Origin of the sequence: Mycobacterium sp. SMC-17 (assembly GCF_045310915.1) — a bacterium.
In the GTDB taxonomy this organism is placed as follows: domain Bacteria; phylum Actinomycetota; class Actinomycetes; order Mycobacteriales; family Mycobacteriaceae; genus Mycobacterium.
In genome coordinates this window covers 17,450-40,864 of sequence record NZ_JBJIAK010000016.1, presented here as the reverse complement: position 1 = coordinate 40,864, position 23,415 = coordinate 17,450, and the positions used below count along the sequence as shown (strand labels likewise).

The 23,415-nt window shown below is 68.9% G+C and carries 20 protein-coding genes; 14 read left to right on the top strand and 6 right to left on the bottom strand.

What is annotated here, in order from left to right; genetic code table 11:
- Nucleotides 1-94 precede the first annotated feature (94 nt).
- A complete protein-coding gene (locus ACJH7A_RS12690) occupies nt 95-664 on the bottom strand; it encodes a B-4DMT family transporter (RefSeq protein WP_212811570.1) in 570 nt (189 codons plus the stop codon).
- A 33-nt stretch (nt 665-697) separates the two neighbouring features.
- Here ACJH7A_RS12690 and ACJH7A_RS12685 point away from each other — a divergent pair, with 33 nt between their 5' ends.
- The 11 genes from ACJH7A_RS12685 (at nt 698) to ACJH7A_RS12635 (ending at nt 12,804) form a co-directional block, all read left to right on the top strand.
- Nucleotides 698-1,792: a Xaa-Pro peptidase family protein gene (locus ACJH7A_RS12685; protein ID WP_212811569.1), complete on the top strand. Its 1,095-nt coding sequence runs from the start codon at nt 698-700 to the stop codon at nt 1,790-1,792.
- 28 nt (nt 1,793-1,820) lie between these two features.
- Nucleotides 1,821-2,384, top strand: coding sequence for an elongation factor P (gene efp / locus ACJH7A_RS12680; protein WP_212811568.1), 564 nt, complete (start codon nt 1,821-1,823; stop codon nt 2,382-2,384).
- On the top strand, nt 2,377-2,844 hold the full coding sequence (gene nusB, locus ACJH7A_RS12675) for a transcription antitermination factor NusB (RefSeq protein ID WP_020101665.1): 468 nt from the start codon (nt 2,377-2,379) through the stop codon (nt 2,842-2,844). Before efp ends, nusB begins: the two co-directional genes overlap by 8 nt.
- A gap of 2 nt (nt 2,845-2,846) precedes the next feature.
- A complete protein-coding gene (locus ACJH7A_RS12670; protein ID WP_212811567.1) occupies nt 2,847-3,386 on the top strand; it encodes a hypothetical protein in 540 nt (179 codons plus the stop codon).
- A 64-nt stretch (nt 3,387-3,450) separates the two neighbouring features.
- Complete coding sequence (locus ACJH7A_RS12665) at nt 3,451-5,700, top strand: molybdopterin-dependent oxidoreductase (protein WP_406802076.1); 2,250 nt, start codon at nt 3,451-3,453, stop codon at nt 5,698-5,700.
- Nucleotides 5,701-6,083: 383 nt separating this feature from the next.
- Nucleotides 6,084-6,854: a GntR family transcriptional regulator gene (locus ACJH7A_RS12660; protein WP_318984529.1), complete on the top strand. Its 771-nt coding sequence runs from the start codon at nt 6,084-6,086 to the stop codon at nt 6,852-6,854.
- Nucleotides 6,851-7,081: a ferredoxin family protein gene (locus tag ACJH7A_RS12655; protein ID WP_061006677.1), complete on the top strand. Its 231-nt coding sequence runs from the start codon at nt 6,851-6,853 to the stop codon at nt 7,079-7,081. The genes ACJH7A_RS12660 and ACJH7A_RS12655 overlap by 4 nt, the downstream gene beginning before the upstream one ends.
- An 8-nt stretch (nt 7,082-7,089) precedes the next feature.
- Entirely contained in the window at nt 7,090-8,505 is a 1,416-nt protein-coding gene (locus tag ACJH7A_RS12650) for an ABC transporter substrate-binding protein (RefSeq protein WP_212811565.1), read from the top strand.
- The gene (locus tag ACJH7A_RS12645; protein WP_212811564.1) at nt 8,502-9,356 is read left to right on the top strand and encodes an ABC transporter permease; all 855 of its coding nucleotides are present in this window, start codon (nt 8,502-8,504) and stop codon (nt 9,354-9,356) included. The genes ACJH7A_RS12650 and ACJH7A_RS12645 overlap by 4 nt, the downstream gene beginning before the upstream one ends.
- A complete protein-coding gene (locus tag ACJH7A_RS12640) occupies nt 9,353-10,096 on the top strand; it encodes an ABC transporter ATP-binding protein (RefSeq protein ID WP_212811563.1) in 744 nt (247 codons plus the stop codon). Before ACJH7A_RS12645 ends, ACJH7A_RS12640 begins: the two co-directional genes overlap by 4 nt.
- The gene (locus ACJH7A_RS12635; protein WP_212811562.1) at nt 10,093-12,804 is read left to right on the top strand and encodes a fumarate reductase/succinate dehydrogenase flavoprotein subunit; all 2,712 of its coding nucleotides are present in this window, start codon (nt 10,093-10,095) and stop codon (nt 12,802-12,804) included. The genes ACJH7A_RS12640 and ACJH7A_RS12635 overlap by 4 nt, the downstream gene beginning before the upstream one ends.
- Here the strand turns inward: ACJH7A_RS12635 and ACJH7A_RS12630 are convergent.
- From ACJH7A_RS12630 to ACJH7A_RS12620, 3 genes are read right to left on the bottom strand one after another with little or no spacing between them, the layout of a single operon-like run.
- Entirely contained in the window at nt 12,750-14,186 is a 1,437-nt protein-coding gene (locus tag ACJH7A_RS12630) for an amidase (protein WP_212811561.1), read from the bottom strand. The two genes, ACJH7A_RS12635 and ACJH7A_RS12630, sit on opposite strands and share 55 nt — an antisense overlap.
- Nucleotides 14,187-14,194: 8 nt before the next feature.
- Nucleotides 14,195-15,493 carry a D-arabinono-1,4-lactone oxidase gene (locus ACJH7A_RS12625; protein WP_212811560.1) on the bottom strand — a complete coding sequence of 433 codons (1,299 nt, stop codon included), beginning with the start codon at nt 15,491-15,493 and terminating at the stop codon, nt 14,195-14,197.
- Nucleotides 15,490-16,746, bottom strand: a complete 1,257-nt coding sequence (locus ACJH7A_RS12620) for an alanine racemase (protein WP_212811559.1) — start codon at nt 16,744-16,746, stop codon at nt 15,490-15,492. The genes ACJH7A_RS12625 and ACJH7A_RS12620 overlap by 4 nt, the downstream gene beginning before the upstream one ends.
- Before the next feature lie 101 nt (nt 16,747-16,847).
- Here ACJH7A_RS12620 and ACJH7A_RS12615 point away from each other — a divergent pair, with 101 nt between their 5' ends.
- Entirely contained in the window at nt 16,848-17,852 is a 1,005-nt protein-coding gene (locus tag ACJH7A_RS12615; RefSeq protein ID WP_244872563.1) for an AraC family transcriptional regulator, read from the top strand.
- Here ACJH7A_RS12615 and ACJH7A_RS12610 read toward each other — a convergent pair.
- Nucleotides 17,840-19,048, bottom strand: a complete 1,209-nt coding sequence (locus ACJH7A_RS12610) for an FAD-dependent monooxygenase (protein WP_212811558.1) — start codon at nt 19,046-19,048, stop codon at nt 17,840-17,842. The two genes, ACJH7A_RS12615 and ACJH7A_RS12610, sit on opposite strands and share 13 nt — an antisense overlap.
- Before the next feature lie 47 nt (nt 19,049-19,095).
- On the opposite strand from ACJH7A_RS12610, the gene ACJH7A_RS12605 reads away from it, so the two are divergent.
- Nucleotides 19,096-20,766 (top strand): sulfatase-like hydrolase/transferase, encoded by a 1,671-nt coding sequence (locus tag ACJH7A_RS12605; protein ID WP_212811557.1) that lies wholly within the window; start codon nt 19,096-19,098, stop codon nt 20,764-20,766.
- Here the strand turns inward: ACJH7A_RS12605 and ACJH7A_RS12600 are convergent, their stop codons facing one another.
- Complete coding sequence (locus ACJH7A_RS12600) at nt 20,767-21,981, bottom strand: serine hydrolase (RefSeq protein WP_212811556.1); 1,215 nt, start codon at nt 21,979-21,981, stop codon at nt 20,767-20,769.
- 111 nt (nt 21,982-22,092) lie between these two features.
- Between ACJH7A_RS12600 and ACJH7A_RS12595 the strand changes: the two genes are divergently transcribed.
- Nucleotides 22,093-23,397 carry an MFS transporter gene (locus ACJH7A_RS12595; RefSeq protein ID WP_212814826.1) on the top strand — a complete coding sequence of 435 codons (1,305 nt, stop codon included), beginning with the start codon at nt 22,093-22,095 and terminating at the stop codon, nt 23,395-23,397.
- Nucleotides 23,398-23,415 lie beyond the last annotated feature (18 nt).

Sequence of the window (23,415 nt, the reverse complement as noted above, 5' to 3'; positions counted from 1 at the left end):
GTAGGAGCAGTTACGCCGCGGAAGTCTTACAACTTTTCGGCAAAAAAGATCGCGGCCCGTCTGATGACGGGCCGCGGCCTTTTTGCGTGGCTGCTCAGGACTCGGGGTTGGTCTTGGGCCTGGTCTCGATGACCTCGGTCTCGCCTTCGTGACCCTCGACGGGGACCGCGACAGCGACCGCGGCGAAGACGTCGGTGTCGGCGCGCTCGCTCTCACCGGCGTGGTCGTGCTTCGGCGGCGGCGGGGCGTTGCGGTCGACCAGGTAGCGGCCGAGCGAGACACCGCAGATGCCGCCCACGAAGACGATCAGTGCGGTGAACGCGGCGAAGGTGGTGAGCTCGGCGGCCAGGGCGTCGACGTAGATGTTGTCGTAGAACTGGCCGATGAGCCAGGAGAAGAAGCCGCTGACGACGCCGGCGAACAGACCGCCGACCAGCCAGGCCATCGCCAGGTCCTCGCGGCGGTCGGGGTCCGGCTGCGCCTTCGCGTCGCTCTGGCCGTCGAGGACGCCCCAGGCAAAGGCAGCGAGGATGTACAGCACGACGAGCGTGACGCTGATGATCAGCGACTGTTTTTCCCAGGCACCGATCATTGCGCCTTGCAGCAATCGGACGATCACCATCAACGCCGCAAAGACGATTCCGCGCAGCAACCACTTACTCATGAGCAGACAGCGTAGCGAGTAGCGTCACATATCGTGACAATTTCCCACCGGCGCCACATGCTGCGTCGCCACCTGGCGGCCGCCGAGCTGGATGCGATCCTGATAACCGACCTGGTCAACGTGCGTTATCTGTCCGGATTCACCGGCTCGAACGCGGCACTGCTGATTCCCACTGAAGGGGAGACGCCCATCCTCGCCACCGACGGGCGGTACCGGACGCAGGCGGCGCAGCAGGCCCCCGACGCACAGATCCTCATCGAGCGGGCGTGTGCGCCTCAGCTCGTGCGCGCCGCGGCGGCGGCCGGCATCAAGCGGCTGGGCTTCGAGAGCCACGTCATGACCGTCGACGCCCACGCGGCGCTGCAGCGGGTCGGTGGCGACGACCTCGAACTCGTCCGGGCGCCCGGCATGGTCGAAGTACTGCGCGAGGTCAAGGACGCCGGTGAGATCGCGATCCTGCGGCTGGCCTGTGAGGCCGCCGATGCGGCACTGAAAGATCTCGTCGAATCGGGTGGGCTGCGTGCCGGCCGCACCGAGAAGGAGGTCGGCCGCGAACTCGAGGCGCGGATGCTCGACCACGGCGCCGACGGCCCGTCGTTCGAGACCATCGTCGCGACGGGCGCCAACTCGGCGATACCGCACCACCGGCCCACCGAGGCCGTGCTGGCGGCCGGTGACTTCGTCAAGATCGATTTCGGCGCGCTGGTCGAGGGCTACCACTCCGACATGACGCGCACCTTCGTGCTGTCGCCGGTGGCGCAGTGGCAGCGCGACATCTACGACCTGGTCGCGACGTCGCAGCGGGCCGGCCGGGAAGCGCTGGCGCCGGGCACGACGCTGTCGGCCGTCGACCGGGCATCGCGGCAGGTCATCGTCGATGCCGGGTACGGCGAGCAGTTCTCCCACGGGCTCGGGCACGGCGTCGGTCTGCAGATTCACGAAGCGCCGGGAATCAACTCCGCCGCCGCCGGTACACTGCTTGCTGGCTCCGTGGTCACCGTGGAGCCCGGTGTCTACCTGCCCGGCCGGGGCGGTGTCCGGATCGAGGACACGCTCGTCGTCAGCGGCGATACGACACACACACCTGAGTTGCTTACCCGGTTCCCCAAGGAACTGGCCATCCTCTGATGACAGAGAGCTAGGAGCAGTACCCACCGTGGCATCTACCGCCGACTTCAAGAACGGTCTCGTCCTCAACATCGAGGGCCAGCTGTGGCAGATCATCGAGTTCCAGCACGTTAAGCCCGGCAAGGGCCCGGCCTTCGTGCGCACCAAGCTCAAGAATGTGCTGTCGGGCAAGGTCGTCGACAAGACCTTCAACGCCGGTGTGAAGGTGGAGACCGCGACCGTCGACCGTCGTGACGCCACCTACCTGTACCGCGACGGCGCGGACTTCGTCTTCATGGATGCCGAGGACTTCGAGCAGCACCCGCTGTCGGAGGCCCTCGTCGGCGACGCCGCCGGCTTCCTGCTGGAGAACCTGCAGGTGCAGATCGCGTTCCACAACGGCGCGCCGCTCTACCTGGAACTGCCCGTCAGCATCGAGGTCGTCGTCGCGCACACCGAGCCGGGCCTGCAGGGCGACCGCTCGAACGCCGGTACCAAGCCGGCCACCCTGGAGACCGGCGCCGAGATCCAGGTGCCGCTGTTCATCAACGTCGGTGACAAGCTCAAGGTCGACACCCGCGACAGCAGCTACATCAGTCGGGTCAATGCCTGACCGTCGCTCCGACAAGGGCCGGCACCAGGCGCGCAAGCGCGCCGTCGACCTGCTGTTCGAGGCCGAGGCCCGCGGGATCACTGCGGCCGAGGGCGCCAAGCTGCGCAACACCCTGGCCGACAGCGACCCCGAGGTGTCGGCGCTGAACCCGTACACGGTGACCGTCGCCAACGGCGTCACCGAGCACGCCGCCCACATCGACGACCTGATCTCGGCGCACCTGCAGGGCTGGACGCTGGAGCGGCTGCCCGCGGTGGACCGCGCGATCCTGCGTGTCGCGGTGTGGGAGCTGCTGCACGCGACGGACGTGCCGGAGCCGGTCGCCGTCGACGAGGCCGTCGAGCTGGCGAAGTCGCTCTCCACCGATGAGTCGCCCGGCTTCGTCAACGGCGTTCTCGGCCAGGTGATGCTGGTGACGCCGCAGATTCGGGCGGCGGCCGCGGCGGTCCGGGGCGAGTAGTCATGGACGAGCCGCAGGACTGGGCGCCGTACTCGAGTGTCGACGATGCGGCGAAGGTCTATCTGCGCGATCCGGAGCTGGCGCTCGAGCAGCTGCGGTCGGTGGTCGACTTCCGGTCCATCAAGTCCTTCATCATGTCGCGCGGCGCGTCCGAGGAGTCCTGGGGCGACGCCGTGTGGCAGGAGGTCGTCCTCACCGACGGTGAGCGACTCATCATGTGGCGGGCCGACGACGACGCGAGCGGCGACGACGAGCACCTGCGCCGGACGCTGGACACCTCGGTGCGGACCATCCTGTTGTCGACCATCACCGACCACATCCTGACCACGCAGTTCGAGGTGCTGGGCGACGGTACGCGGCGCCTGGCCGAGGTACGACTGCGGATGTACACCCAGCTGATCACCCGCAGCCGGCAGAAGTCGGCCATCGACACCGACTTCTTCTGCGAGTCGTTCCGGTACACCAAGTCCGTCGATGACGGTGGCCTGGCCCAGATGCAGCGGCTGCTGCAGTTCGGCCGGGAGCTTTCGCACGCGTTGTAGCCCGTCTCCCGGATATCGGGAGCAATCGTGACCCACGTCTCAGTAACGCCGTTACAGTCGGACGATGGGAACCCAGCCACGAATGATCGCCGGAGTCGGCGAAGACGGTCTGCACCTGCACGCCTGCTGCCTGTGCGAAGCCATGTGCGGCTTGGAGATTCAGGTGTCGGACGGCAAGGTCGCCGGCGTCCGGCCCAACAAGGCCGACGCGTGGAGCGCGGGCCATATCTGCCCCAAGGGCGCTTCCCTCGGCGCGTTGCACGAAGACCCCGACCGGATCCGCCGCCCGATGATCAAGGTCGACGGGCAGTGGCACGAGGTCGACTGGGACACCGCGTTCCGCCGCTGCACCGAACTGCTGGCGCCAGTGATCGCAAAGCACGGCATCGGGGCGGTCTCCGCGTACACCGGAAACCCACTGGCGCACTCGTTTTCGCTGTCGCGGTACGCGGCGATCCTGCTCGGCTTGTCCGGCATGCCGATCACGTACTCGCCGGGCACCATCGATCAATGGCCCAAGAACCTGTCGTCGCACCTGATGTACGGCAGCTGGTGGGCGTTCCCGACCCCGGACCTGGAACGCACCGACCTGCTAGTGGTGATGGGCGCCAACCCCGCGGCGTCGCAGGGCTCGCTGCTGGCCGCCCCAGACATCATGGGCCTCATCGGCGGAATCCGTAAGCGCGGCAAGGTGATCGTGATCGACCCGGTGCGCACCCAGACCGCGGCCAAGGCCGACGAGTGGCTGCCCATCACGCCGGGCACCGATGCGGCGCTGCTGCTCGGCGTCATCCACACCGTGTTCGACGAAGATCTGGTGAACCTCGGCGAGCTCGAGCAGCACCTCGACGGGGTGGCCGAGCTGTGCCGGGCCGTCGCCGACTGGTCGCCTGAAAGGGTCTCTGCCGCAACGGGTATCGACGCGGAGCGGATCAGGGGACTGGCGCGCGAACTGGCCGGCACGCCCCGCGCCGTCGTGTACGGCCGCATCGGTACGTGCAACCAGGAATTCGGCAGTCTCGCCAGTTGGCTCATCGACGTCGTCAACATCGTCACCGGCCACTTCGACGTCCCCGGCGGCGCGATGTTCGCCACGCCGACCGCCTGGACCGTCACCAGCCAGACCATCCCGGGACTCGAGGACGGGGCGCCCAACTTCGGCCGCTATCAGACCCGGGTCCGTGGCGCCAAGGAAGTGCTGGGTCAGGTCCCGGTCTCGTGCATGCTCGAAGAGATCACCACCCCGGGCGAGGGCCAGCTCAAGGCCCTCATCACCGTCGCGGGCAACCCCGTGCTGTCGACGCCGGGCGGTGACAAACTCGACGAGGCGCTGCCGCAGCTCGACGCGATGATCTCGGTGGACCTGTGGCTCAACGAGACCACCCGGCACGCCGACGTCATCCTGCCCGGCCCCTCGGCGCTCGAGCAGGCGCACTCCGCGGACCTGCTGCTGGGCGCGGCGATCAACAGCTTCGCCCGGTATTCGCCGCCGGTTTTTCACCGCGAGGACCCCGACGCGCCGGAGGAGTGGGAGATCCTGATCCGGCTCACCGGGCTGTGCACCGGCACCCCGGCCGAAGACGTCGACGTCGCCGCGCTCGACGACGGCTGGTTCGACTACCTGTGCTTCACGCAAGGACTCGACGGCGCCGAGATCCGCAAGAAGTACGACCACGGCGGTCCCGAGCGCATGCTCGACCTGACGCTGCGGACCGCCGCGTTCGGCGACTGGTACGGCGAGAATCCCGACGGGCTGACGCTCGAGAAGCTCAAGGCCCATCCCGACGGCATCAACTACGGCCCCATGGTGCCGCGCGTGCCCGAGGTGCTGGGTACCGCGGACAAGAAGATCCGGGTGGCCCCGCAGTACCTGCTCGACGACCTGCCCCGGCTCGCCGCGCGGCTGGAGCGCCCGGCCGACGAGTTGGTGCTGGTGAGCCGGCGCCACCTGCGGTCCAACAACTCCTGGCTGCACAACGTCGGCGCGCTGATGAAGGGCCGCGACCGCTGCACGCTGCTCATGCACGCCCGTGACGCGGCCGCGCGGGGTATCGCGGACGGCGACAACGCCGAAGTCGCTTCTGGCGCAGGCAAGATCGTCGTACCCGTCGAGGTGACCGACGCGATCAAGCCCGGCGTGGTGTCCATGCCGCACGGCTGGGGGCACGGGCAGCCCGGCACCCGGCTGGGGATCGCCAACGCGTCGCCCGGGGTGAACACCAACGTCCTGTCGCTGCCGGACTTCCTCGACGAGCCGTCCGGCAACGGCGCGCTCAACGGGATTCCGGTGACGGTGTCGGCCGCGGGGAGTTAGCGGCCGCGTTCTGCGTGTTGACTGTGCGGCCCGTCGAGTGCGCGGAGAGGTCCTTGGTTTCAATCGCAAGACACTGTTGGACGTTCTGATTGAAGGCAGGTACTTCTTCGGGGGTCAGCGGTCCCTGAGTTCAATCACCACGGCGGATTGTCATCACGATTGAACTCACGCACTTTCGCGGAGTCGAAGGTTGTGGCCGCGGGTGAACGCTGTTGAATTCATCGAGATTCGAACTATCGGCCGTTCTCGAGGTGGCGCAATAGCCCGCGAACTCAGGGTTTCCGCAGGTCAGGTGTGGATTGAGGCGGCGGAATGCGGGTACCGTCGAGACACCCGATTTGAGGGTGCAGACCTGATGGCGCTGGGTCCCTAGGTTCAACCGCATGCCCGAGTCCTCCCCGTCGCTTCGCTCGCCCCAGGCGACCGATCCGACCCCGCTACGCCGGCGCGCCGACCGTGCCCGCCAGGTGGCCGACGTGCTGCGCCATCAGGTGCGCGACGGCGTCTACGCGGCGGGCCTGCCCGGTGAGGCCGAGCTGGTGGCCGAGTTCTCGGTATCCCGCAACACCGTGCGCGAGGCGCTGGCGATCCTCAAGGCCGAGGGGCTCATCGACCGGGGTCCACGCGTCGGCACCCACGTGGCGCAGCGCAAATACGATCACGGCCTGCACGCGCTGGTCGGGCTGAAGGAGACCTTCAAGGACTACGGCGAGGTCCGCAACGAGGTCCGCGCCGCCACGCGGTTGCCGGCGCCCGCTGCGGTCGCGCGCCGCCTGCAGCTGACTCCCGGTGAGCCCGTGGTGTTCATCGAACGGCTGCGCTATCTGGGCGACCTGCCGCTGAGCCTGGATCTGACGTACCTGGTTCCCGATATCGGTGCCGCCGTCCTCGAGCACTCGCTGGAGACCAACGACGTGTTCGCGTTGATCGAGCAGGTCACCGAACAGCGGCTGGGCTCGGCCGACATTGCGCTGGAAGCGGTTTCGGCCGACCCGCACACCGCGGCCACGCTGGACATCCCGGCGGGCGGCGCGATCCTGATGCTCGAACGGCTCACGACCCTCGACGACGGGCGTCCCGTCGACCTCGAATACATCCGACTGCGTGGTGACCGAATCACCATGCGCGGCAACCTGTTACGGAGTGAATCATGACGCTGGTCAACAACCAACGAGCCGATGTCCCGGTCACGATCGACGAGTCGCTGTGTATCGAGGGCTGCACCCTGTGCGTCGACGTCTGTCCGCTCGACTCGCTGGCCATCAACCCCGACAACGGCAAGGCGTACATGCACGTTGACGAGTGCTGGTACTGCGGTCCGTGTGCTGCGCGCTGCCCAACCGGCGCCGTATCCGTCAACATGCCCTATCTCATCCGTTAAGGACCACCATGAAACGCCTTACCGCCCTGGCCGCCACCGTCGTCCTCGCCGCCACCGGCTGCTCGGTCGATTCGGCCGGCAAGGACGACAACACCGTCAACGTGGTTGTCGGCTACCAGTCCAAGACCATCAACACCGTCACCGCCGGAACGCTGCTGCGCGCCCAGGGCTACCTGGAGCATCGGCTCGATGACATCGGCGCCAAGACCGGCAGGAAGTACCACGTCGAATGGCAGGACTACGACACCGGTGCGCCGATCACCGCGCAGATGGTCGCCGAGAAGATCGACATCGGCTCGATGGGTGACTACCCGATGCTGATCAACGGATCGAAGACCCAGAGCAACGAACGTGCCAAGACCGAACTGGTGGCGGCCACCGGGTCCAGCCCGACCGGGGCGCTCAACATGGTTGTGGTGTCCCCGGATTCACCGGTTCAGTCACTGAACGAGCTGGCGGGACAGAAGGTCTCCGCCAGTGTCGGCTCGGCCGGTCACGGCACCTTGGTCCGGGCGCTGTCGAAGATCGGCATCGACCCGAAGACCGGCGTCGAGGTACTCAACCAGCAGCCGCAGATCGGCGCGTCGGCGCTGGAATCCGGTCAGGTCAAGGCGCTTTCGCAGTTCGTCGCCTGGCCGGGGTTGCTGGTCTTCCAGAACAAGGCCCGGCTGCTGTACGACGGCGCCGAGCTGAACTACCCGACCTGGCACGGCGTCGTCGTGCGACGGGCCTACGCCGCAGCGCATCCCGAGGTGCTCGATGCGTTCCTGCAGGCACAGCTCGATGCCACCGATTTCCTCAACACCAAGCCGCTGGAGGCGGCGAAGATCGTCGCGCAGGGCAGCGGCCTGCCGCAGGAAGTCGTGTACCTGTACAACGGCCCCGGCGGCACGCGGTTCGACACCACGCTCAAGCCGTCGCTCGTGGACGCGCTGAAAGGTGATGTGCCGTACCTGAAGTCGATCGGTGACTTCGCCGACCTCGACGTCACCAAGTTCGTCGAGGACGGACCGCTGCGCAAGGCGCTGTCGGAGCGCGGGCGCGACTACAACGCCGAGGTTGCCCGCACCGCGAATCCGTCGGTCGTGCACGGAACCGACCCGGTGTGCAACATCCCGGTCGACAACCCCGCGCTGGCCGGTGAGCTGTGGCTCGACGGTTCGGACAGCACACAGCCGGCGGCCAACCCGACGTGCCTGCTGAAGGCGATCCGGGCCGCGGAGGCCAAGGGCGCCAAGGTCCGCGCCGCGTACGTGCCGGACGCCGAGCTCGGAACCCGTTGGCTGGCGGACAAATCCGTGTGGGTGCAGCAGGGCGCGGACTTCGTGCCGTTCGACACCGACGCCGGCGCCCGCCGCTACCAGGCGGCCCATCCCGGTTCGTCGGTGGTGACCTACCAGCAGGCTCTGGTGGGTGTGGCATGACGGCGATAGCCGCGGTGTCGGCGGCACCGGTGCTGCCGGTCGAGGCTGACCTGCCGCGGCAGCGCGGATCCGCAAAGTGGCGCAGTTACCTCGTCAAGGCGCTGTCGGTCGTTGCGGCCGTGGGCATCTGGCAGCTGCTGACGGCCAATCACGTCCGGTTCTGGCTGCGTTTCGACAACCTGCCGACGGTGACCCAGATCGCCGCGAAATTCGTCGACCGCCTCGGCGCCACGCAGTACTGGCTGGACCTGACGCAGTCGGTGATCCGGATCGTCAGCGGCTTCGGGCTGGCGGCGGTGATCGGCGCCGCCGTCGGTATCGCGCTGGGCCGGTCGCGGTTGTTCGCCGACATCGTGGGGCCGCTGACCGAGTTGGCGCGGCCGATCCCGGCCATCGCGCTGGTGCCGGTCGCCATCCTGCTGTTCCCGACCGACGAGGCCGGCATCGTGTTCATCACGTTCCTGGCGGCGTTCTTCCCGATCATGGTCAGCACCCGGCACGCCGTGCGGGCGCTGCCGACACTGTGGGAGGACTCGGTGCGGACGCTCGGCGGCAGTCGCTGGGATGTGTTGCGGCAGGTCCTGTTTCCGGGTGTCCTGCCCGGGCTGTTCGGCGGTCTGTCGGTCGGTATGGGCGTGGCCTGGATCTGTGTGGTGTCCGCGGAGATGATCTCCGGCCGGCTCGGCGTCGGGTACCGCACCTGGCAGGCGTACACGGTGCTGGACTACCCGAGCGTCTTCGTCGGCATCATCACGATCGGCGCGCTGGGCTTCGGCACGGCGGCTGCGGTGGAACTGATCGGCCGGCGACTGACCCGCTGGTTGCCGCGCGGTGAGGAGAATGCGCGATGACTGCGGTACTCACTGCGGGTCTCCGGCTGGAGTTGGATCGGATTCGGCTGTCCTACACCGGCGAGCCGGTGGTGGACGGGTTGAGCCTGACGGTCCAGCCGGGGGAGATCCTGGTGCTGACCGGCCCGTCGGGCTGCGGCAAGTCGACGGTGCTGCGGGCGCTGGCCGGGCTGCTGAAGCCCGACGCCGGGCGGGTGCTGGCGGACGGTGAGCTGGTGACCACCACGTCGCGGGACCGCGGCATGGTGTTCCAGGACAGCGCGTTGTTGCCGTGGCGCACAGTGCGATCCAACATCGAGCTGGCGCTGCAGCTGCGCGGGGTGCCGCGCGCCGGGCGCCGCGAACGTGCCGAACGCTGGATCGACGAGGTCGGGCTCACCGGGTTCGCCGATTTTCTGCCGAAGAGCCTGTCCGGCGGTATGCGCCAGCGGGTCCAGCTGGCGCGTGGTCTGGCCGGTGCGCCGCGGGCCGTTCTGATGGACGAGCCCTTCGGCGCCCTGGACGCCAAGACCCGACATGCCATGCAGGCGTTGCTGATCGACACCTGGCAGGCCCATCCGACCACCATCGTGTTCGTCACGCATGACGTCGACGAAGCCCTCGCCCTGGGTGACCGGGTGGCGGTCCTCGGCCGCGCCGGCCAGCCGCTACGTGCGCTGCTGGACGTCCCCAGCCCCCGCGACGCCGAAATCTCCCGCACCGAACTGCGGGCCGAAATCCTTGGAGCACTACACCAATGAGCACGCTGGAGATTCCAGACCTCGCCGATGCCGTCCGCCTCGACTGTGACGTCCTGGTGATCGGCGGCGGCACCGCCGGCACCATGGCGGCCCTGACCGCCGCCGAGAACGGCGCCCAGGTCCTGCTGCTGGAGAAGGCGCACGTGCGCCATTCCGGTGCTCTGGCCATGGGTATGGACGGCGTCAACAACGCCGTCGTCCCGGGCAAGGCCACCCCGGAGGACTACGTCGCCGAGATCACCCGGGCCAACGACGGAATCGTCAACCAGCGCACCATCTATCAGACCGCGACGCGCGGTTTCGCCATGGTGCAGCGTCTCGAGCGCTACGGCGTGAAGTTCGAGAAGGACGAGCACGGCGAGTACGCGGTGCGTCGCGTGCACCGCTCCGGCTCGTACGTGCTGCCGATGCCCGAGGGCAAGGACGTCAAGAAGGCGCTGTACCGCGTGATGCGGCAGAAGTCGATCCGGGAGAAGCTGCGCATCGAGAACCGGCTGATGCCGGTGCGTGTCCTGACCGCGAACGGGCGGGCGGTGGGCGCGGCCGCGTTCAACACGCGCACAGGCGAATTCGTCACGGTGGCAGCCAAGGCCGTCATTCTGGCGACGGGGGCCAGCGGCCGGCTCGGCCTGCCCGCGTCCGGGTACCTCTACGGCACCTACGAGAACCCGACCAACGCCGGCGACGGCTACTCCATGGCGTATCACGCGGGGGCCGAGCTCTCCGGTATCGAGTGCTTCCAGGTGAACCCGTTGATCAAGGATTACAACGGCCCGGCCTGTGCCTACGTCGCGAATCCCTTCGGCGGATACCAGGTGAACGCGCTGGGGGAGCGGTTCGTCGACTCGGACTACTGGTCGGGCCAGATGATGGCCGAGGTCAAGAGCGAGATCGAATCGGCGCGCGGCCCGATCTACCTCAAGGTCACCCACCTGCCGGACGAGACCATCACCGCGATGGAGAACATCCTGCACACCACCGAGCGACCGACGCGCGGCACCTTCCACGCGAACCGCGGCCACGATTACCGCACTCACGACATCGAGATGCACATCTCGGAGATCGGTTTGTGCAGTGGGCATTCGGCGTCCGGCGTCTGGGTCGACGAGCATGCCCGCACCACCGTGCCCGGGCTGTACGCGGCCGGCGACATGGCGTGCGTCCCGCACAATTACATGATCGGCGCGTTCGTCTACGGGGACCTCGCCGGCGAACACGCCGCGTCCACGCTCGCCGATGTCGAAGCGCCCGTGGACCTTCCGCAGGACCAGCTGGCCGAGGCGCACGAACTTATCTACCGTCCCCTGCGGCATCCGGACGGGCCGCCACAGCCGCAGGTCGAATACAAGCTGCGCCGCTTCGTCAACGACTATGTGGCCCCGCCCAAGACGGCCACCAAGCTGTCGATCGCGGTCCGCACGTTCGAGCGGATGGCCGAGGAGATCGAGCAGATGGGTGCCCGCACCCCGCATGAACTGATGCGGACGGTCGAGGTGTCGTTCATCCGGGACTGCGCCGAGATGGCGGCCCGGTCGTCGCTCACCCGGACCGAATCACGGTGGGGTCTGTACCACGATCGTGCCGACATCCCCGAGCGCGACGACGAGCAGTGGCGCTATCACCTGAACCTGCGCAAGGGCCAGGACGGTGAGATGGAGTTCCTGAAACGGCCGGTGGCACCGTATTTCGTGCCGGTGCCCGACCTGGACCACCTGCCGTCGGACCATGCAGTGCAGCATGTGCACCAGCCGGATCTGGTCGGCGGCAAGGCACCGGCGACCGCAGGCTCGCGGCTGCGCCCGGCCGACCCGGCGACGCCGCCGTCCCCGCGCATCGCTGCCGTGGTGGCGCTGGAAGAGCCGGTGCTCTCCGACCTCACCGAATACCTGCAGGACGCCGACGCGGGTGTCCGGCGAGCTGCCGTCGCCGTGCTGGTGGAGAACCTGCCGGACGGCTACCAGCCGGACCTGGTCGCCGCGCTCGGTGACGCCGACGGCGCGGTGCGCGCGGAGAGTGCCCACGCCTTGCGCGAACTCGTCGAGGTGCTGCCCGACCCCGCGGCGGTCGCGCCGTACCTGACCTCCGCCGACCCGGTGGTGCGGGCTGTGACGCTGTACGTGCTGAGCTCGCGCCGGGTCGGGGCGGCCCCGGATTACCGTGCCGCCGTGACAGATTCGGATCACCGCGTGCGGATCGAGGCCGTGCGTGCGCTGGTCTCCGTCGATGACGTCGACGGGGTGGCCGCGGCCGCCGCCGACGACAACCGCGAGGTGCGGATCGCCGCCGGGAACGGCCTGGCCACGCTCCGGTCGGGTGCCGACACCGTGCGGCAGCTGGTGGCCGACCGTGACCCGCTGGTGCGGGCGGCGGCGCTCGCCGCGCTGGCCGCCGTCGGCTGTGCCGAGCAGGACGTGCCGGAAGTGCAACGCGCCCTTCGGGAGCCAGCGTGGCAGATTCGTCAGGGTGCGGTGCGGGCACTGTCGGGCGCGGCACCGGAGGTTGCCGTCGAACCCTTGTCGCAGGCGCTGCACGACCCGCACCTGGACGTGCGCAAGGCCGCGGTGCTGAGCCTGACGCGGTGGGCCGACTCCGAGGAGGCCGCGCGGACCGCGCTCGGTATCGCGCTGGAAGACGGCGACGCCGACGTGCGGGCCTACGCCCGCCACGCGCTCGGTGACGCCGCGCGGCACGTGCTGGCGGGTTCCTGAATCCGCGCGAACGGCCGCTCGGCTTCCAGGAGGAAGGCCAGTTCGAGCAGCGTGCGCTCGTCGCCGTAGGCGCCGGACAGTTGCACGCCGACCGGTAGGCCGTCGGGAGACTGGTGCAACGGCAACGAGATCGCCGGTGTACCCGCGATGTTGTTGAGCGGCGTGTAGGCGACATACCGGCGCAGGCGGTCGATCAGCTCGGGGAAGTCGACGGTCGGTGCGATGTAGCCGAGCCGCGGCGTGGTGTGCGAAAGCACCGGCGACAGCACGACTTCGTGCCGAGCGAACATCTGCGCGTACTGGTGGGCGACGCGCCGTAGGCGCAGCAGCGCGCCTGGGGTGCGGTGCAGGTGGCGCCGGTGGTGCGCGCGCAGCCCCAGGCTCAGGCCGTCGGCCTTGGCCGCATCGAACGACCGGTCGAGGATCAAGCGGCCGGTACCGACCGCGAGATCGGCCAGCAGCGCCCAGTACTGGACGAAGTCGTCGGCGAACTGGGCGGTGACCGGCAGCGTGATCGGCTCGACGATATGACCGGCGGCCTCCAGCACCGCCGCGGTATCTTCGACGGCCGCGCGGGTGGCGTCGTCGACCGGCTCGCCGGTGACGCTGTCGAACAGCACACCGACGCGCAGGGTCCGTTGCGCCGGCCCGCTCACCCGGCCGATTGGTGCGAGTTTCGGATTACGCCAATGGTTCTCGCACGCGGCGACGAACGCGGCGGTGTCGCGGACGCTGCGGGTCAGGACGCCCTCGGAGATCATGTTGATCGGCAGATGCCGGGCCTGCTCGCCGTCGCGGTGCCGGCCCCGGCTCGGCTTGAGCCCGACCAGGCCCGCGCAGGCGGCGGGAATGCGGATGGAGCCGCCGCCGTCGTTGGCGTGGGCGATGGGCACGACGCCCGCGGCGACCAGGGCGGCCGATCCGCCCGACGAGGCGCCGACGGAGTATTCGGTGTTCCAGGGGTTCCGGACCGGCGGCTCCGTCATGTACTCCGTGGTGGCGTTGAAACCGAATTCGGGCATCCGCGTCTTGCCCAGCAGCGTCAGCCCGGTACTGAGCAACTGCGCCGCGTATGCGCCGTCCCGCTTCGCAGGCCGGGCCGTGAACGCCTCCGAACCGTGCGTGGTCGGCAGCCCGGCGACGTCGGTGTTGTCCTTGATGAAGGTTGGCACACCGAAGAACTCGGCACCCGGGTCGGTGCCGTGCCGCGGCGGCAGCTCGCATGCCACCGCCCGCAGCTCGGGGTCGGCCAGCTGCGCCCGGGCGTGCGCGGCGGCAGCCAGTTCGTCCGGGCTGACCTGCCGGTCCCGCACCAACCGGGCCAGGCCGACGGCGTCGTGGTCACCGAGCGCGTCATCGCCGAAGGCGTGGATCGTCGTCATGCGTGCCCTCATTCTCCGAGTACCCGGTGCAGGTAGTCATTTGTGAATGTTCTTCTGGGGTCGAGCTTTTCGCGCACCGCGAGGAAGTCGTCGAACCGCGGGTAGGTGTCGCGCAGGTCCGCCGCGGTGCGGCCATGCATCTTGCCCCAGTGCGGACGCCCGTCGTAGCGGCGCATGATCTGCTCGACCGCGCGGAAGTACTCGGTCGGGTCGTCGCGCACATAGCGGTGCACCGCGATGTACGCGCTGCGGCGGCCGTACGCGGTGGACAGCCAGTTCTCGTCGTCGGCGGCGGCACGGACCTCGATGGGAAAGCCGATGCGCCAACCCCGTTGGGCGATCAGGCTGCGCACCTCGTCGAATGCGGCGCCCACCGACTCGTAAGGGACGGCGTACTCCATCTCGCGGAACCGCACCCTTCGTGGTGAGGTGAACACGCGGTCGGAGCGCTGGGTGTGCTCACGGTCGGACAGGAACCGGGTGACGGTGCGGTTCAGTGTGGGCACGGTGGACGGCAGCGCGCTGCCGACGGCGCAGATCGCTCCCAGCACGCCGTTCTCGATCAGTTCCTCCTCGACCCATTGCGACACCCGGTTGGTGGACTCCAGCGGGGTGTAGGCGGGCAGCCGGATATTGGCCTTGGTGAACGCGGTATCGGTGTGCGGAAACCAGAAGAACTCGAAATGGTCTGTGTGCGTGCAGCGTTCATCGAATGTCGCGACGACGTCGTCGATCGGTTCGACGCGTTCGATGGCGTGGATCGCGAAGCTCGGGACGCACTGCAGCGTCACCTCGACGATGATGCCCAGTGCGCCCAGGCCGACGCGCGCCGCCGGCAGCAACTCGCTGCTCTGCTCCTCGTCGATGCGGACCAGTTCGCCGGTGCCCGACACCAGGGTCAGCCCGACGACCTGCGTCGCCAGGCCGCCGAAGGCCAGGCCGGTGCCATGCGTGCCGGTCGAGATGGCGCCGGAGATGGTCTGGCGGTCGATGTCGCCCATGTTCTCGAGCGCGAGCCCGTGCCGCGCCAGTAGCTGCGTCAGCTGCCACAGCGGAGTGCCGCCGCCGACGGTGACCTGCCTGCGCTCCCGGTCGACGCTGATCACGCCGGCCAGGGCGCCCAGGTCCACCTGGATGTCGGGAGCGACGGCGATGCCGGTGAAGCTGTGCCCGGACCCGACGACCTTGATCAGCCGGCCGGTCGCCGTCGCGCGGGTGACGGCGTCACACACCGCCTCGATCGTGCTGGGCCGCAGGACTTCCGTCGGGTTGGCGGTCTCGCAGCGTCCCCAGTTGGTCCAGCTCACAGGAACGTCTTCCCTTCGCCTCGATAGGTGAGTGCCGTGCCGACGGTCGTGCCGGCATCGACCATGGCGAACGCGTCGACGTGCTCGCTGAGCTCGCCGGCCTTGCAGTGCCGGAACCACACGCGGTCACCGACGTTCAGTGCGGCAGCGGATTTTCCGGCCACGGGCGTCTGCACTTCGCCGGCCATCTCGGCGGACAGCAGACTCAGCCCCGGTGGCCAGACCGGCAGCGGCACGCGGTCCCGGGCCGGTGGTCCGGAGGCGATCCAGCCGCCGCCCAGCACTGTCGCGATCTGCGGCGTGGGCTTGCGCACCACGGACAGCGCGAATGCCGCGGCCGGGGCCGGGGTGAAGCCCTGGTAGGTGTCGAACAGGTGCGGGCCGAAAAGCCCACTGCCCGCTGCGATCTCGGTGACCGCCGGATCCGAGGCGGTGAATTCGATGGACCCGGTCCCGCCGCCGTTGACGAATTCGAGCTCGGCCACCTGCCGGACTGCGGCCACCGCGAGGCCGCGGCGCTCGAGCAGTTCGTCCTTGGAGCGGCGCTGCATCCACCGGATGAGCTGGGACCGCGCGGCCTGGCCGCGGACATCGTCACCGACCCCGGCGATCTGGGCCTCGTAGGACATCAGGCCCACCAGCGTGAAGCCGGGGCGGCCGGTGATCGCAGCGGCCAGGGCGCGGGCCTGCGCCGCGGTGTGCACGGGGGAGCGGCGCACCCCGAGGTGGCCGAGTACCGGTGCCTGCCACGAGGCGTCGAGGTCCAGGCAGACGCGCAGTGCCGGACGCGTCGACGGCGCGGCGACGCTGTCCACCAGGTCGAGCTGGGCGAGGGAGTCGACCATGAGCGTCACGCGCGCCGCCAGCTCCGGTGCCGACGCCAGCCGGGCGATCGCGGTGCGGTCGGCCGTCGGGTAGCCGACGACGACGTCGTCGTGCGGTGGGTGCTCGGCGTCGCCTGCGGCCAGCCACAGGGCTTCGGGCAATGTGAACGCCAGTACCCCCGCGTAGCCATCGAGGGCCGTGACGGCGTCCAGGATCGTCCGTGACCGGACCGATTTGGACGCCACTCGGATCGGCGTTCCTGCCGCGCGGCGGCGCAGGTCGTGCGCGTTGTGGTGCAGCGCAGCGAGATCGACGGCGGCGAGCGGCGTCTCCAGGTGCGCGGTGGCGGCGGTCAATGCCGGCCAGTAGATCTCCGGACGTGCCCACGACCCCTCGACGGAAGGCGGCTTCGACAGATCGACCGGCATTGACCACACCATGGATCGGGAGCTAACCGCATGTCGATGGGTGCGCACGAGGGCATCGGTGACCACAATGGGGGGAAATCCGGACACGTGTTGGAGGTGGGGTGGACAGGCACAGCGCGGCGTTGATCCCGACGTCGGTGCTCGTCAACGTCGTCGACGTCGCCGATCGCGCGGGTCTGCCCACGGAGCGGTGGCTGGCCGCGGCCGGCCTGACGGCCGCGACGCTCAATTCGCCCGAAACGCGGGTGTCGTTCCGGCAGGCGGCGCTCGTGCTGCGGCATGCGGTACGCGCCATGCCGGACCGGGGCCTCGGCATCGACGTCGGGGCCCGCGACATGTTCGTGTCCTTCGGCGTGCTCGGGCTGGCCATCCGATCGGCCGAAAACCTCGGCGCGGCAATGCAAGTGGGCCTGGAACTGCACCAGAGCGCGGGTAGCTTGATGGACGTCGGCGCCGAGCTGATCGGCGACACCTTCGCCCTGCGCGCCTACGAGCGTTCCCCGGAACCCGAGCTGCTGCCGTTCCTGTGTGAAGAGCTGTTCTGCAGCGTGCTCGTCACCGTCCGGACCGTGCTCGAGCTGCCGCAGCAGACACCGGAGTACGTCCAGGTCAATTACCCGCCGCCGGTGTACGCGCAGCGGTACCGCGAGTTCTTCGGCTGCCCGGTCCTGTTCAATGCCGACGCCAACCGGCTGGCGTTCCCGGATCCGCTGTGGTCGCAGCGGCTACCGCGCGCCGATCCGACGACGCACGCCGTCGCCGTCGCCGCCTGCCGTGACATGGTGACCCAGGGCGACCAGCCGACCGACGTGGTGCAGACCGTCGAGACGATGCTGCGCGAGAGCGTGCGCGATCCACTGACCATGGCCCAGGTCGCCAAGCGGCTCAACATCACCGAACGCACCCTGCGGCGGCGCCTCAGCGCCGATGGGCAGCAGTTCATCGCGTTGCGCGACAAGGTGCGCAGTGAACGCGCGCGATACTTGGTCCGTGAGACCGCGATGCCCATCCACGCCATCGCCGCCGAGGTCGGGTTCACCGACCCGCGGGAGTTCCGTCGCGCCTACATCAAATGGACCGGGCACGCCCCGACTCACGACCGATAGTCCGGCAGGTCGATCGACTCGGCGGTAGAGAACCATTTGCGCGCGGCCCAGGGCCGCAGCGGCCACCGCTGCACCCACTTCATGACCGCCGCCCCGATGGCGATGTCACGTTCGGACTGCGGCGCGTAGCCGTCGAGGCCGGCCGGCAGGTCCTGACACCGGTCGACGTACGGCCGCATGACGGTCTCGTAGCGGCGCAGTGCCGCCGCGATCCCTGTGGCGTCGAATGCCGCGGCCGGCCCGAGCTCACCGGCCAGCACGTACGCCCCGACCAGCGCCAGGCTGGTGCCCATGCCGGACAGCGGCGACGCGCAGTACCCGGCATCCCCACACAGGGTGACGCGGCCGGCCGACCAGGTGTCCATGTGAACCTGCACAAAATCGTCGAAATAGAAATCGTCGGATTGTGCTGCGGCACTCAGCAATTCATCGCAGTACCAGCCGGCGTCGCGGAACCGCTCGGCCAGCAGCGTCAGCTGCGCATCCATGTCGCGGCGGTCGTAGTCGATCGGCCCGGAACGGAAGGCCAGCCCGGCCTTGGCGGTCGACTCATCGTGCGACGGCCGCAGCGAGGCGTTGAGCCCGCCGGCGGCCTGGAACATCAGGAACCAGCCGTCCAGGCCGATCATGTCCGGTGCGGTGAACCAGGCGTTGTATCCGCCGAGTCGGCGGATGAACCGCTCCTCCGGGCCGAAAGCCAACTGCCGGACCGCGGAATGCGGACCGTCGGCACCGACGACCAGGTCGACCTCGACCACGGAGCCGTCGGTCAGCGTGGCCCGCACCCCCGACTCGTCTTCCTCGAGCACGGAAACCCGCGTGCCGAAGCGGTATTCGGCCACGTCGCGGGTCGCCTGGTAGAGCACATCGGTCAGGTCACCGCGCAGAATCTCGAGCGCGGAGACAATCCCGTTGCCGCCGAACGCCTCGACCGGCATCTCGGCACGGCGGGTGCCGTCGGCGCGCACCCAGGCGATGCCGCGCTGAAACAGGCACCGCTCGGTCATCGCAGGCAGCAGGCCCATTCGCGTGACCACCTCGCGGCCCGCGCCACGCAGGTCGACCGTCTGCCCGCCCGGGCGGATGCTCGGCGCCGCCTCGACGATCACCACCCGGTAGCCGTTACGTGCCAGCCAATGCGTCAAGGCGGGTCCGGCGACCCCGGCGCCGCTGATCAACACGGTCGGTTGCACCATGGCGAAAGCCTATGCGCACTGACAGCATTCACTCCTAGGCTGGCCCCATGGCAGACATCGACCGGCGCACAGTTCTCAAAGGCACGGCGGCGGTAGCGGGGGCGGCCGCGGCGGGGGTCGGTGGCTACCAGCTACTGTCGCGGGGCGGCCGCGAGCACTCGGCAAGCAGGCCCAACATTCTGGTGATCATCGTCGACCAGATGCGGGCGCCCCAATGGTTTCCCGCTGCCAGACAACTCGGCGAACTGCTACCCAACCTGGATCGGCTGCGACAGCGCAGCGTGTCCTTCGAGTCCCACTACTCGGCATCCAACATGTGCACGCCGTCGCGCGGCGTCCTGACCACCGGGCTCTACTCGCATCAAACGGGTTGCCTGTACACCGGGGAAGGCCCCACCGAATCCACCCTGGCGCCGCGCTTCCCGACGTGGGGCACCATGCTCCGCGACCAGGGCTACCGGACCTGGTGGTGGGGGAAGTGGCACCTGGGCCACATCTCCGACACCACCCCCGACGGCCTTGACGCTCACGGTTTCTCCGGCGGCACGTACCCGTCGCCCAACGGTGGCCCGAACCAGGGGCTCCAGGTCGACCACACCATCGCCGACCAGTTCGACGGCTGGTTCGCCGACCACGCGGGCAGTGGCCCGTGGTGCACCACGGTGTCGCTGGTGAACCCGCACGACATCTGCTGGTGGCCGAGAAACCCACTGCCGGACGATGTTCCGCGGGTGTTCTCCGGCACACCCGTCAACTTCGAGAACGCCGACGACCTGCGGCGGCGGGGCAAGCCGCAGCTGCAGATCGACTACATGAACTTCATGTCGCCGCTGATGACCGGCCCGGTGCCGTACTCGGGTCCCGACATGGCAGCGCAGTGGGCCCGGTGCCTCGACAACTACCTGTGGCTGCATCAGCAGGTGGACGTCCAGATCGGCCGCGTCCTGAACACTCTCGCGTCCCGCCCCGACGTCGAGCGCGACACCGTCGTGGTGTTCACCTCCGACCACGGCGAGTACGCCGGCTCGCACGGCCTGCGCGGCAAGGGCGCGGCCATCTATGAGGAGTCGATCCGGGTGCCGCTGTACATCCACGACCCGGCCGGTCACCTGACCCCCAAACCCGGCGAGCGCCGGCGGCAGCTCACCTCCAGCGTCGACATCGCACCGCTGCTGCTCACCATCGCGGCCGGCGGCAACGGCTGGCGCTCCGACAGCCGTTACGCCTACCTGCAGGCGCGCGGCGACATCGCCGCCATCGCGGCCGACCCGGGTGCAGCGGGCCGTCGGTGGGTAGCCCACGCGACCGACGACATGTCGGTCGAGGAAATGGCGACGCTGATGAAATCGCCTGCGGTGCAGAAGATGTTCGGCGGCGGCGCGGTGCCCACCGAGATTCCGACGTCGGCGCCCAGCCACATCGTCGCCGTGCGGACGCCCGACGCGAAGCTCGGCCGCTACGCGTACTGGCAGCCCGGCGGCATGGAAGCCGACCACAGCCGCAAGATCGACTACGAGCTCTACGACTACGAATCGCCCTCGGGCGCACACGAACTCGACAACCAGGCGGGCCGCAGCAGCAAGCAGGCCACGCTGCAGGGGTTGCTCGAAAACGAGGTGGTGCCCGAGCTGCGGGCCCCGCTGCCGGCCTGGATGCACGACGCCCAGGAACAGGGCATGGCAGACATGCAGCGGCTCACCGCAGCGCGGGCCGGCTAGTTACAGCCCCAGCGCCTGGTACGTCCGCTTCACGAATTTCGGTCGCGCCGAACGGAGTTTGGCCTGCGAGGCATTGCCGGCGACAGCTGCCGCGGCATCCACGCTGAGCTCCGGCTGATTCTGGATCAGGTAGATCAGGATCAGGTTCGCGTTCGGGTCGGCCTGCCACCACGTGCCGAAGGCGCCCGGCCAACTGAACGTGCCGGGGCCGCCGGGACCGAAGAACGGCGTCGCCTTGGCCTCGTCGGTGACCAGCGACAGGTTCAGCCCGAAGCCGCGGCCGATCCAGAACGGCGCACCCAGGAAGTTCTGCGACTTCTGCTCGGCGGTCAACCGGTCGGTCCGCATGGACCGCACGGATTCCTCCGACAGCACCCTTACTCCGTCGACCTCGCCGCCGGCCAGCAGCATCCGCGCGAACGTCAGGTAGTCGTCGACGGTCGACCAGAGTCCGCCGCCACCGGCGCAGAACGTCGGCGGCATCACCTGCGGTGGCCCCATCTTCCCGGGCTGCAGGCGCAGGGCGTCCCCGTCGGCGGCCAGCTGGTACATGGTCGCCGCGCGCCGCCGGCCCGAATGCGTCACCGCAAAACCGGTGTCGACCATGTTCAGCGGTTTGAAGATGCGCTCCGCCAACACATCTGGCAGCGGCTTGCCCTCGACGCGCGACAGCAGGAAGCCCAGCACGTCGGTCGACTGGCTGTAGGTCAGCGCGTCGCCGGGCTGGTGCGCCAGCGGCAGCTGTCCCAGCTCGGCCAGCCAGCGGTCGGGATCCTGCAGCGACTGCAGCTTGTTGTAGGCCCGGCCGAGTGGCGGCGGCACGGTGAATCCGTAGGCCAGACCGCCACGGTGGGTCATCAGATCCTCGACGGTGATGGGCCGCCGGGCGGGCACGGACCGGTCCAAGGGTCCGTCGAGGCTCGTCATCACGCGCGGGTTGGCGAGTTCGGGAATCCAGTTCGCGATGGGATCGGTCAGGGCGAGCCGGCCCTCGTCGACCAGCGTCATGGCCGCCGCGACCGTGATCGGCTTGGACATCGACGCGATACGGAAGACGGTGTCGCGCTCCATCGGCAGCTTGGCTTCCACGTCGCGGTGGCCGAGCGTGTTGACCTGCCGCACCGCGCCGTCCTGCCACACCAGCGTGACCGCGCCGGCCAGCAGGCCGGTGTCGATCGCCGCGCTGACCGATTCGGTGTTCGCGTCGAGATTCACCCCGTCACGTTAACCGGTGGGGGTGGGATGGTCGCGGTACCGTCCGAACCATCGGGAAGGTAGGCGATACTGCCTGACGTGGCTGCAGACGTGTCGACCCCGAGCACACCGATGAACAAGGTGGCGTTCGCCAGTTTCATCGGCACCGCGATCGAGTTCTACGACTTCTACATCTACGGGACGGCCGCGGCGCTGATCTTCCCGCAGGTGTTCTTCCCGAACCTGCCGCCCGCCATGGCGACCATCTCGTCGCTGGCCACGTTCGCGGTCGCGTTCCTGGCCCGCCCGATCGGCGCGGCGGTCTTCGGCCATTTCGGAGATCGGCTGGGCCGCAAGAAGACTCTGGTCGCGACGTTGCTGATCATGGGATTGTCGACCGTCGGCGTCGGCCTGGTGCCCAGCTCGGCGTCGATCGGTCTGGCGGCGCCCATCATCCTGCTGACGCTGCGGGTGTTCCAGGGCTTCGCCGTCGGCGGGGAGTGGGCCGGTTCGGCACTGCTGAGCGCGGAGTACGCCCCGGTCGGAAAGCGCGGCATGTACGGCATGTTCACGCAGCTGGGCGCCGGCGCCGGGTTGGCCGTCAGCAATCTGGTGGTGCTGATCGCCAACGTGACGATCGGGGAGAAGAGCCCGGTGTTCCTGGACTGGGGCTGGCGGCTGCCGTTCCTGTTCAGCGCCGTGCTGCTGGCCGTGGCGCTGTACGTGCGGCTGACCATCGACGAGACGCCGGTGTTCGTCGCCGAGCAGAAGCGGGGCACCGTGCCCCGCGCCCCGTTCGGGGAGCTGGTGCGCCGGCAGAGCAAGCAGGTGCTGCTCGGTGCCGGCTGCATGGTCGGCATCTTCACCATGAGCTTCCTCGGCGGCACCTACCTGATGAGTTACGCCAGCACCCGCATCCACCATCCGCGGACGCTGATCCTGTCGGTCGGGGTCCTGGCCGGGGTGTCGCTCATGGTGTTCTCGGCGATCTCGGCGGTGCTGTGCGACCGGTACGGGCGGCGCCGCGTCATCCTGGTCGGCTTCGGGCTGGCACTGCCGTGGGCATTCCTCGTGATGCCGCTCATCGACTCCGGGTCGCCGGTGGCCTTCGCGGTGGCGATCGCCGGCATCTTCTGCATCTTCGGGCTCGCCTACGGGCCCATCGGGGCGTTCCTGCCTGAGACGTTCGCCACCCGATACCGCTACACCGGCGCGGGCATGGCCTTCAATCTCGCCGGGATCGTCGGCGGCGCGCTGCCGCCGCTGGTCGCCGGGCCGCTCGTCGCCGCCCTCGGGAGCTGGGCCGTTGGGCTGCTGATCGCCGTCTTCGTGCTGGTCAGCATCGTCTGCACGCTGGTGTTGCCGGAAACTCGGGGCACCGAGCTCGACGATGCGCAGGATGACATGCGTGACGGTGACGCCGTGGCGGCCTGCTAAGCTACGCGGCTAGTTAGA

Excerpts from the sequence above, each read along its gene's own strand:
- ACJH7A_RS12645 (WP_212811564.1), top strand. The coding sequence starts at position 8,502 with ATGACGGCGATAGCCGCGGTGTCGGCGGCACCGGTGCTGCCGGTCGAG.
- ACJH7A_RS12690 (WP_212811570.1), bottom strand. The coding sequence starts at position 664 with ATGAGTAAGTGGTTGCTGCGCGGAATCGTCTTTGCGGCGTTGATGGTG.
- ACJH7A_RS12655 (WP_061006677.1), top strand. The coding sequence starts at position 6,851 with ATGACGCTGGTCAACAACCAACGAGCCGATGTCCCGGTCACGATCGAC.
- ACJH7A_RS12595 (WP_212814826.1), top strand. The coding sequence starts at position 22,093 with ATGAACAAGGTGGCGTTCGCCAGTTTCATCGGCACCGCGATCGAGTTC.
- ACJH7A_RS12630 (WP_212811561.1), bottom strand. The coding sequence starts at position 14,186 with ATGACGACGATCCACGCCTTCGGCGATGACGCGCTCGGTGACCACGAC.
- ACJH7A_RS12610 (WP_212811558.1), bottom strand. The coding sequence starts at position 19,048 with ATGGTGCAACCGACCGTGTTGATCAGCGGCGCCGGGGTCGCCGGACCC.
- ACJH7A_RS12650 (WP_212811565.1), top strand. The coding sequence starts at position 7,090 with ATGAAACGCCTTACCGCCCTGGCCGCCACCGTCGTCCTCGCCGCCACC.
- ACJH7A_RS12640 (WP_212811563.1), top strand. The coding sequence starts at position 9,353 with ATGACTGCGGTACTCACTGCGGGTCTCCGGCTGGAGTTGGATCGGATT.
- ACJH7A_RS12620 (WP_212811559.1), bottom strand. The coding sequence starts at position 16,746 with ATGCCGGTCGATCTGTCGAAGCCGCCTTCCGTCGAGGGGTCGTGGGCA.
- ACJH7A_RS12605 (WP_212811557.1), top strand. The coding sequence starts at position 19,096 with ATGGCAGACATCGACCGGCGCACAGTTCTCAAAGGCACGGCGGCGGTA.
- nusB (WP_020101665.1), top strand. The coding sequence starts at position 2,377 with ATGCCTGACCGTCGCTCCGACAAGGGCCGGCACCAGGCGCGCAAGCGC.
- ACJH7A_RS12660 (WP_318984529.1), top strand. The coding sequence starts at position 6,084 with ATGCCCGAGTCCTCCCCGTCGCTTCGCTCGCCCCAGGCGACCGATCCG.
- ACJH7A_RS12665 (WP_406802076.1), top strand. The coding sequence starts at position 3,451 with ATGGGAACCCAGCCACGAATGATCGCCGGAGTCGGCGAAGACGGTCTG.
- ACJH7A_RS12635 (WP_212811562.1), top strand. The coding sequence starts at position 10,093 with ATGAGCACGCTGGAGATTCCAGACCTCGCCGATGCCGTCCGCCTCGAC.
- ACJH7A_RS12670 (WP_212811567.1), top strand. The coding sequence starts at position 2,847 with ATGGACGAGCCGCAGGACTGGGCGCCGTACTCGAGTGTCGACGATGCG.